This window comes from Paenibacillus glacialis (assembly GCF_001637205.1).
In the GTDB taxonomy this organism is placed as follows: Bacteria; Bacillota; Bacilli; order Paenibacillales; family Paenibacillaceae; genus Paenibacillus_AQ; species Paenibacillus_AQ glacialis.
The window spans coordinates 1-8,987 of record NZ_LVJH01000023.1; the positions used below are offsets into that span (position 1 = coordinate 1).

At 36.1% G+C, this 8,987-nt stretch carries 8 protein-coding genes and 1 pseudogene; 6 read left to right on the forward strand and 3 right to left on the reverse strand.

Annotated features, from left to right (window positions below; genetic code table 11):
* Nucleotides 1–59: 59 nt before the first annotated feature.
* Nucleotides 60–304, reverse strand: a pseudogene (locus tag PGLA_RS26795) (DDE-type integrase/transposase/recombinase); the annotation flags it as partial.
* A 319-nt stretch (nucleotides 305–623) separates the two neighbouring features.
* Between PGLA_RS26795 and PGLA_RS13560 the strand changes: the two are divergent.
* From PGLA_RS13560 to PGLA_RS13575, 4 genes are all read left to right on the forward strand, one after another.
* Nucleotides 624–1,685 carry an alpha-xenorhabdolysin family binary toxin subunit A gene (locus PGLA_RS13560; protein ID WP_068533570.1) on the forward strand — a complete coding sequence of 354 codons (1,062 nt, stop codon included), beginning with the start codon at nucleotides 624–626 and terminating at the stop codon, nucleotides 1,683–1,685.
* Between the two features lie 230 nt (nucleotides 1,686–1,915).
* Nucleotides 1,916–4,216 (forward strand): coiled-coil domain-containing protein, encoded by a 2,301-nt coding sequence (locus PGLA_RS13565; protein WP_068533572.1) that lies wholly within the window; start codon nucleotides 1,916–1,918, stop codon nucleotides 4,214–4,216.
* A 70-nt stretch (nucleotides 4,217–4,286) separates the two neighbouring features.
* Nucleotides 4,287–5,147, forward strand: a complete 861-nt coding sequence (locus PGLA_RS13570) for a hypothetical protein (protein ID WP_068533574.1) — start codon at nucleotides 4,287–4,289, stop codon at nucleotides 5,145–5,147.
* A 71-nt stretch (nucleotides 5,148–5,218) separates the two neighbouring features.
* A complete protein-coding gene (locus PGLA_RS13575; protein ID WP_145939550.1) occupies nucleotides 5,219–5,449 on the forward strand; it encodes a hypothetical protein in 231 nt (76 codons plus the stop codon).
* Here the strand turns inward: PGLA_RS13575 and PGLA_RS13580 are convergent.
* Complete coding sequence (locus PGLA_RS13580) at nucleotides 5,423–5,824, reverse strand: bleomycin resistance protein (protein ID WP_068533577.1); 402 nt, start codon at nucleotides 5,822–5,824, stop codon at nucleotides 5,423–5,425. The genes PGLA_RS13575 and PGLA_RS13580 overlap by 27 nt on opposite strands.
* Nucleotides 5,825–6,209: 385 nt before the next feature.
* Here PGLA_RS13580 and PGLA_RS13585 point away from each other — a divergent pair, with 385 nt between their 5' ends.
* Together PGLA_RS13585 and PGLA_RS13590 are read left to right on the forward strand one after the other, a co-directional pair.
* On the forward strand, nucleotides 6,210–7,100 hold the full coding sequence (locus PGLA_RS13585) for a hypothetical protein (protein WP_068533580.1): 891 nt from the start codon (nucleotides 6,210–6,212) through the stop codon (nucleotides 7,098–7,100).
* Nucleotides 7,101–7,421: 321 nt separating this feature from the next.
* Nucleotides 7,422–7,877, forward strand: coding sequence for a GNAT family N-acetyltransferase (locus PGLA_RS13590; RefSeq protein WP_068533582.1), 456 nt, complete (start codon nucleotides 7,422–7,424; stop codon nucleotides 7,875–7,877).
* 444 nt (nucleotides 7,878–8,321) lie between these two features.
* Here the strand turns inward: PGLA_RS13590 and PGLA_RS13595 are convergent.
* A partial coding sequence (locus PGLA_RS13595) for an amino acid permease (protein WP_145939551.1) occupies nucleotides 8,322–8,987 on the reverse strand: 666 nt, incomplete at its 5' end.

An 8,987-nucleotide genomic window follows, 5' to 3' on the forward strand; every position in this document is an offset into this window, starting at 1 on the left:
CACTTGACAGGGAGCACTTCAACGGTAGCCTGCTTTTTTCATTGAAGTAACGTGTAGTTAGCCAAGGCTTTCTTAAAAAAGCGCTTGGCTACTTGTTTATCTCTTAATTCACTTAGATAAAAATCAATCGTATTCCCTTCTGAATCGACTGCACGATACAAATACATCCTTTGTCCTTTTACTTTTATGTATGTTTCATCTGCTCTCCACGAGTCATTGATAGGCCACGTTCCTCCATCATTTCTACAAGATTAGGAAAACTAAGGTTATACCGTAGGTACCATCTGACAGTGAGAAGAATAATCTCTGGTTAATATTGTTTCTATTTAGTATCAGTATCTCATTTAGAGATCTATTGCAATTATTGAAGTTTTTGCACTAGAACCTTCTTGGACTTAAGTCGACAATATATATTTCTCAATTCTAAATTATTTGTTAACACCATACACTCAATGGTATGTAAAAAATATCCAATTTAAGAAGGGGTTGAACTAATTATTGTTCTTGTATTTTACTTTACTATGTAAAGTTTGAAGTTCGAAATGTTGATCGTATTGTTCGCTATAGTAGGAGTATGACCAATAATGTGAATTAATTTTGTGAAATAGAAAGGGTGTATTGATATGGTGAAAAGAGATATTTCAGCAAGAAATCTTGGAGGTAAGGAAGATTCTCCTTTTTTACTAAAAAAAGAAGAATGGGTTAAAATTCAAAAATACACAGGTGATGGTGCATATTTACCTGTAAATGTTAATGAGATGCGTAAAGCTTTAGTGTTGGATAACTCAGCAGAACTTCCAGATTTCGGAGAGTTATATACAGTTAATACAAGTATTAAAAATCATTGTACAAACTGGAACGGTACTACCTACAGAGGAATTCTTGATGTTGCGCATCAAATTGTTGAGTATTCAGGAAGAGCAAAAGTTTACTATGCACCCTTACTTGTATATTTACCGGATATTTTAGAAGGTGATACTGTGGCCTTAGAAAAATTCCAGAAAATTTGTAAAAAGTTAGCGAGTGAAGCGGAAGAGTTCGGTGACCATGCTGGAACATTAGCGGGGGCCGTTGGAAAGTTCGCTACTGATACAGCTTCTGATTATAAAAAATTAATAACTGTTAAAGGTAAATATGATGCTTTGTATGGAAAAAATAGCGAAGAAGAAATAAAACTTAGAGATGAAGTAGACAATTTGCGGAAAGAGCTAGAACAATATACAGACGAATTCGAAGATTATGAATCTCAATCTTGGTTGTCTTTATTACTTGGTCCTGTTTTTGGTTTTATATTAAAGGGAATTCTCGACAGTACGAAAGGGAAAATGTTACAGGCTAAAATTGAGGCTACAAAACAAAAAATCGAAGCAACAGATGCAATTATACAGCGAAATGTTTATTTAATGTCTTTACTCGATAAGGCAGATGTGGGAACAGACAGAACCGAAAAACAGATAAAGGAGGCTCTTCCTGTAATTGATAAAATCAAGGGGATTTGGAATTCTCTTCATTTTGACCTTTTAGCACTTTCAATAATTACAATGCAAGATATTCATGATGATCCGGAATTTGCCGACCTTGGAATTGACTTTGCAATTTTACAATGGGAAAAAGTGGGCAAACAAGCAGATGATTTCCGAGTTAATGCAGATGTAGATTTTATAGTTGATCAATATATCGCATAAGTATAAGTACATTAAAAGAAATGAATAGGATAGAGCATATATAACAAAATGATGTGCTATCTAGGGTATTAACTTATAAATCAGTAGAGTAGTTGTTATTGCGTAAGTATATGAATTGAGTGGTTAACTATGAATACAGGTTAGGGGCAAAGGAAGAACAAGAAACAGAGATTTAATTCTCACTTGTGTAACTTCTTTTGTCCCTAATTTGATGTAAATGGGGGAAATACATGATAGCTAATAAAATGGATTATAAAAGACTATATGAAGAATTGTTGAATAATCAACACATTCCAGGAACATTTTATTCAAGTTCTACTAAAGTAAAATATGAAATTCGTAGTTTATTTGTTGATTTAGGCCAGGTATACAAGGAAATTGAGGAACAAAAGTTACAGCCAATCGCTATATTAATTTATGCTGATGTTGTTAGAATACCTGCAAATTTTAGCTGCATTTTAAAAGATATGGAACTAATTATTAGAACAAGACGTGTGGAAATAGAATCAGAGGGTACCGCAGAGATCCTATTAGATTATCAAAGTGAAAAAAAACGCGCACAGTTGACAATCTATGGGCTTGAGCTTGCTGGAACGTTACATGCTGTGCCAAGTTATGGTCAAGGGTCAACCCCACCCCATTCTATTGAGCTTACAAATAAGGGAGTCCGATTGTCTGACAAGGATGGTAAATTCACAATAGAAGAGGTCACATATGTCGTTCCTACACCTCAATTTTCAAAACTTTTTATGTCTGTTTTTCAAGTTGCTTGTCTATTTTTTGAATCTCAACCTGGGATTGCAATTCGTCAATTAAATTGGTTGAAAGCTTTTACAGCTCAGAATAAAGATTTAAATTCATTGTGTGTACAAAGCACCTCATTACTTACTATTTTAACTGCTAACCATGGTGAGAATACGTTTGTTCCACTTCTAGATAAAGAGCTTTATAGAGATGAAATTGCTGCTTTCTTGGCTGCAGCGCAGTCGTTTGAAGAACAATATCACCGTTACTTAGATAAAAACTTGGCAATTGCAGATCGAAAGGCAGCAGCTACTCTTATGCTCCAGCATGAGCAGGATACATTGTTATTTAAAGAAACACTAATTAATCAAGCAAAAGACAATCTGAGAAGTACTCAGAATGCTGTTGAATCATCCTTGCATCAATTCGAAAAACAGCAACATATCGTAACAATAGCTAAAATTGATTTCGAGTATGGGCTTAAAAAATATCATTATGAACAACAGATGAAGTTAGCTTTTAAAATGGTAACCGCTATTCTCAATTTTGCAGAATCTATGGGTTCGATAATTGCTACAGGAGGGACTGCTGCACCCGGAGAAATTATCGATATAATTAACAGTTTAAAAGAAGTAATAGAAGCTGGAGGTGAGCTAGCTTCATTAGCGCAAACATTAAAAGAATGTATGGAAAAACTTAATGAATTAGTTGAATTAATTAATAAAATATATGCATTAGCTGCCGAGATATCAGAAGCGTCTACTGATATGGATTTCCCAGATGAACTCTTTAAAAAGATTCAAGAAACGGAGTGGGAAATGCCCAAAGAGGATCTGACTGGAGAAGCAACGTGGAAAGTATTTCAGTTGAAAACAGCGGCTGCTTTAGAAGATGCTATTAAGAAAGAGATTGAGGGGGCTAGAGAATATCTACTTTCATTAGATATTCTAGCTGTCTATGGGCAAACACTTGCTTCGAATCAAGTGACAATCATTCGTTGTAGTCAAGAACTGTTTCGTCTGTTGATGGAAAAACACATAAACCAAGCAGATCTTGCACGATTGAAAGAATACATTAAGAATCTGGAAGGACAAGAATCTGAAAACGAAGAAATGGAACAAAAGTTATATCAACGCTATTTAGATATAAAGCAAATTCTATTTGTAGCTTTAGCAAATTATAAACATGCGTATAAGTATTGGGCTCTCCGTGATTCAGATGTAAATCCTAATATTTTAAAAGATGTATCAGAATTAAAAGTTGATGTTGCTACATTACAAAGGGATTGCATGGAAGCTTTAAAACAATTTAATCCACCACCTCAACCATTTCAAAATCGAATAGTAGAGATTACAGATTCTAAGACTTTGGAATCCCTGAAGGAGACGAGAGAAGCTTCTTGGGAAATCAACCTAAAGGATTCATTTTTTGAAAACGAGTATCGTGTTCGGCTTAAATTAATGCGAATTTGGTTAGATGGAGTTGACGCTACTTCTAAAGTACAAATACGGATTACGAATTCGGGCCATTATTATGATGATTATAAAAATAAAAAGTTTCAATTTAATACAGAACCCTTTAATCGAGGTTTTAGCTATGTAGGTTCAACGATTATTACTGATGGCACGATAGCTGAAGAATTTGCTTACGATTACTTTATTCCAAATCCCTTTACAACTTGGACAATTAAAGTACAGGCTGGACCAGATCTTTCTAACGTTACAAAAATTCGAATGGAACTAGCAGGATCTCTTGTTGCTAATTATAAGAAAAAAATCCTGTCTTAAATGATCTAATCGAATTTTTCTAAAATGGAATGAGTAAATACAAATAACAATGATCTAGAGGGGTGTTTACATGAACCATTTAGTCTTTTCTCCACGTGAATTAGGCGGGAAATATTCCCCTTTTCTCCTTACAATAGATGAATGGCGTCAATTCGCTAATTATTTGAATAATTGTATCTCAGCACCAACCCGTGTAGATCAGTTAAGGATTTTAATATCTAATATACATGAAGGGAAATTTATAAAATCTTGGGATAGTCTCATACAGCGTGACTCTTTTCGCATTGGAGTTGAAGAAGCAACAGCATTTACTTCAAAGGTAAAAGAAGAGTGTGACTTTTGGGATAATGGAGGGCATAAAGGTATACTTATCCTCTCTCAAAACATTGTAGCCTTTGCAGATTTAATCACTATTAAATATTATAATGATCTTAATCAAATAATATCGGAAGCACTAAATGGTAAATTATCTCCAAATACTAAATCAAAATTCGTAAATATATGTAAAGATTTATCTAATCATGCACAGACATATTATCAACAGTCTCAATCTATGGCAACATCTATCTCTGAATTTTATTCCGTAATTTTAGAATGCGATGCCGTAATAAATAAATGTAAGCCGCCGATTATAAACTCAATGCGAACTGCGGATGATTATGTTGTTGTAAATAACATATTTAGGTTTTTATTTCGCCCACTCACCACAATGGCAATTTATAGAGATTCTGTTTTGCCTATTATTCGAAAAGTCCATAGAATATGGAGCGCTATATCTTATGATTTAAAAGATACGGCAGACAATATTGAGGATATCGAAAATTTGGAGGAATTCATTGCTGCTTTAGAGCTTGAATTGGCCTTTGAAGATTGGAAACAAATTCGGGATGAAGCGGAAAATTTTTATAAAAATGCAAGTAATATTTCTTGATGAAATCGAATTTTACAAATGGGAGAAGTCGTCGACTTCTTCTTTTCATTAAGTTTCGTAAGGTACGACTTTTGGAACAGTTTAAACAAGACGATGATTATGTTTCTGATTATGTATGGGCACAAATAGTTGATAATCTAAACTTGATTGAAAAACAATATTTACCTATTCTTTTATTGATGGAAGCGACAGGTTTTCGATTAATTGATATATTATCTTTAAAACAAGTTGAAGAAAAGTTTAGTGATGAAGAAAATCCAAACAACTTGTTTTTTTTAAGATACTCGGGTAGAAAATCGTAATAAATATCCATCTGGGTCTTGTACCAATATTTGTTTAAATACTTGCCTTTCTAAGTTTATTCTATATTCACTAACAAAAGGTTCTTTAAATAATTTTATATTATTATCACTTAAATTTAATATAATTTCCTCTATATCTTTCACAAAAAATTGAAAGTTAATTCCTCTACCAAATGGATATTCCATCATTCCTGTACTCCAACTTCCATTAACATCTTCATCTAACATAAATTGAGCACCATCAAGTGAAATAAAAGCAAAATTATCTTCTTCTCTTTCATATTCCACTTTGAAACCAAGTATATCAATATAGAATTTTTTCGATATATTTATATTACTCACAGATAACTCAGGCACCATTTTATTGAAAATCATCTTATCAACTCAATTCTATTTTAATTTGAAATTCTATTATCGTATAATTGAGCCACCAATTCAAACATCTCAGTCGCTATTGCGTTAAACTGCCCGTACATTCTATCGATTTTTTTGATTATCCCCTTATGGTAGACAGTGAAAACAAAGTTCTTGATATTGTGGACTTAACACTGTTGATCAAAGGGGATTTTTCATGGCTCTAATAGAACAGAAGAAGTTTACAAAGTTTACGATAGAAATAATGTAAGATGTTGTACGATTATGGTTGAAGAAGAAACTAGGAGACCTCGTTTTCGAGCTGTAGGAAATATCTTCTTGTCTACTTTTCAAAAAAATATTGTTAAGGTAGTGGATACCAATTGATAAGAGGTGATGAGTTGTCATGATTAAGAAACACTGTTTGTTCTGCGATGAGATTGTCCCCATTCAACCAGAAGGCGATTACGATAGATATATAGGCTGTTCCTGTTCACCCTGCGGTTTCTATAGCCTTCTGAGAGACAGCTACGAACCTATTAATTCGTTCCCGCACCAAAAGAAACGCAACATGCTGCATTTAGTATCGGCCTATATCCGGGAGATTACAGATTGTGATGAAAAGGTCACTCTTTCGGCCGACGATTTAGAATCCATTGTAAATTCTCCGAACATTCCTATAACTATCGAAGATAAGGGAATCCGTCTACTGCAATATTTGTATAGACATGCCGAAGCCCCGGGGAAACCGGTTGTTATTCAACCACTCTCCAGAAACTATAACCTGACGTATTCTCTTAATCTGCAAGAGCTGGTATATATCATTGATAAGCTGATTAATGAGAAGGTGCTTATCAGGGAAGGTATGAACTTTAAGCTTACGGAAAAGGGATGGCGTGAAGTTGCCGCAAGCGCCGGAAGCAAGAAATTAAAGCCATGCGTCGTTCTCATCTCGGATGAGGAGGATTTGCGCAAAGTGTGGCTTGATAAGCTGTTGACTAAAATCGAGCAATGCGGTTATCAACCGCGCTTGCTTACACATACGAATACTCATAATCGAGAAAAGTATTCCTTAGAGCTTATCGCGGACAGTAAAATGATTATCGCGGATTTAACTGGACAATCCCCTGAGGTGTATTTTACGGCGGGCTATGCGCTCGGTTTGAACATCCCAGTGATATGGACCGTGAACAGCAGAGATGCCGATAAACTTTTTGTACAAATAAAAGATATCCGTCCAATTGTATGGGAAACAGCTGAAGATCTAGCAGTTATACTTCAACAAAGGTTGAGTTAATAGAAGAGTTTAAGGACATGAAATCGAAAGGTATTAATAAAAGTAATTTCACCAAAAATCCCTATACAATGACAAAAATAGTTGACGCACCGTTTCCATTATTAAACTTTTGTATTAAGTGACACATTATTTGAAGAACACTCGTTTATTCGACGGGAAGTTCTTTTTTTTATAAGATGGATTGTAATATGAAGTGCGACAGTTTGAAATAGAGAATAAGTACTTAACAGTGGAGGGGAATGACGTAGTGCTTTCAGGCTCTCACAATATTATATTAACTAAAACGGAGGTATCACAGTGTACAATCAAGAACTGAGAACAATGACTACTGAAAGATTGATTTTAAGATCATTTGAATTATCTGATGCACATCGTGTCTCTGAACTCTGCAATAACTATAATATCTACAAAAGTACATTAACTCTACCTTATCCATACCCCATTGATTGTGCGATATCATGGATTCAAACACATGAAAATAATTTTAACAATAATAAATCATATGAGTTTTCCATTACTGATAAAAGTACAAACGAGCTTTATGGAGCTTTAGGACTTACAAATAACCAAACACACAGAAATGGTGAACTTGGATATTGGATAGGTGAGGAGCATTGGGGTAAAGGATATGCGAGATACTTTGCTTCAAATCCTGGCTCTGGACGGGTTATGCAAAAATCTGGCATGGTGAAAGAAGGTGTTTTATTACAGCATATCTATAAAGAAAATAAATTTGAAGAACTTATTCATTATGGGATTTTAAACATAGGGGTATAAGCATTTTCTACATTTCATATGTTTGATGTAATACTGCTGCGAAAGCTCCCATTATCCTATTAAAGGCTAAAGTGCTTTGCGGTGGTCTGGCGCTTGGATAACGAAGGATTTCCCAGTTATTTCTTTGACTGTACAGAATAATAACTGTGAATGTAGCTGTTGAATGGTGGTATTCAGAATAATCGTTAATAGTTATTGCTACATAAAGTAATACAATTGCTTTTCATTAAAATGACCCATAAGATGACGCACTTTAGAAGGAGCGCACATCTATTGGGTCATTTGAATGTTAAATGGAACAAGAGAGCACTTATATAATGTGACACATCGTTTCGTGTCGAGAGACAAGGACATGTATTCATAACCGTCGTAGCTTTCTCATAAACCAAACGGCGCTACGCGCCTTTTCTGAATTTAACGCTACCTGACCTTACATTGTATTGTTTAGACTTTCCGATACTGCAGCATAAGCGGATAGAATAGGATGCCGCTCATAATCAGCGCGAGTCCAAGCAGGAACGTCTTGAGATCCGTGGTGCCCGCTACGATGACCCATAGCGAGTAGATGACGGCCAAAGCCGCAATGATCCCCTCGGTCACCCGCTCCTTCTGCAGCGAGTAGGTTTCGCCGGTCCAGGTCAGCTTGAGGTGGTAGAGCGATGCGATCAGATAAGGCACCAGAAAGGCGAGCGTAGCGATATAGATAATAAAATCAAACGCCGCCGAGATGGAACCCGAGATCGTGGACAGCAGCAAAATCTGGCCGAGTGCGATAGAGATCAAGAGTGATACCTTCGGCATGCCCTTACTATTCTCCTTGGAAAAAGACGGCAGGAACACGCCCAACTTGGACGCCTGATACGGTACCTCGGCACTAAGCAGCACCCAGCCGATCGTGGAGCCGAGCAGACTGATCAGTCCGAGGCCTGCGAGCAGCTTACCGCCGATGGGTCCCAGCACGGTGGAAATGCCGTCCACCAGCGGGTTCTGGGAAGCCATAAGTTGGTCCTGTGTCAGCAGGCCCATAGTCAGGATGCTGATGCCGACATACAGCACGATGGAGATTACCAGCCCTGCGATGGTCGCGCTGCGGATATCCTGCTTGCGGCG

What these genes read in the sequence shown, in the direction of transcription:
- PGLA_RS13560 (WP_068533570.1), top strand. Translation starts at nt 624, where the DNA reads ATGGTGAAAAGAGATATTTCAGCAAGAAATCTTGGAGGTAAGGAAGAT.
- PGLA_RS13565 (WP_068533572.1), top strand. Translation starts at nt 1,916, where the DNA reads ATGATAGCTAATAAAATGGATTATAAAAGACTATATGAAGAATTGTTG.
- PGLA_RS13570 (WP_068533574.1), top strand. Translation starts at nt 4,287, where the DNA reads ATGAACCATTTAGTCTTTTCTCCACGTGAATTAGGCGGGAAATATTCC.
- PGLA_RS13580 (WP_068533577.1), bottom strand. Translation starts at nt 5,824, where the DNA reads ATGATTTTCAATAAAATGGTGCCTGAGTTATCTGTGAGTAATATAAAT.
- PGLA_RS13585 (WP_068533580.1), top strand. Translation starts at nt 6,210, where the DNA reads ATGATTAAGAAACACTGTTTGTTCTGCGATGAGATTGTCCCCATTCAA.
- PGLA_RS13590 (WP_068533582.1), top strand. Translation starts at nt 7,422, where the DNA reads ATGACTACTGAAAGATTGATTTTAAGATCATTTGAATTATCTGATGCA.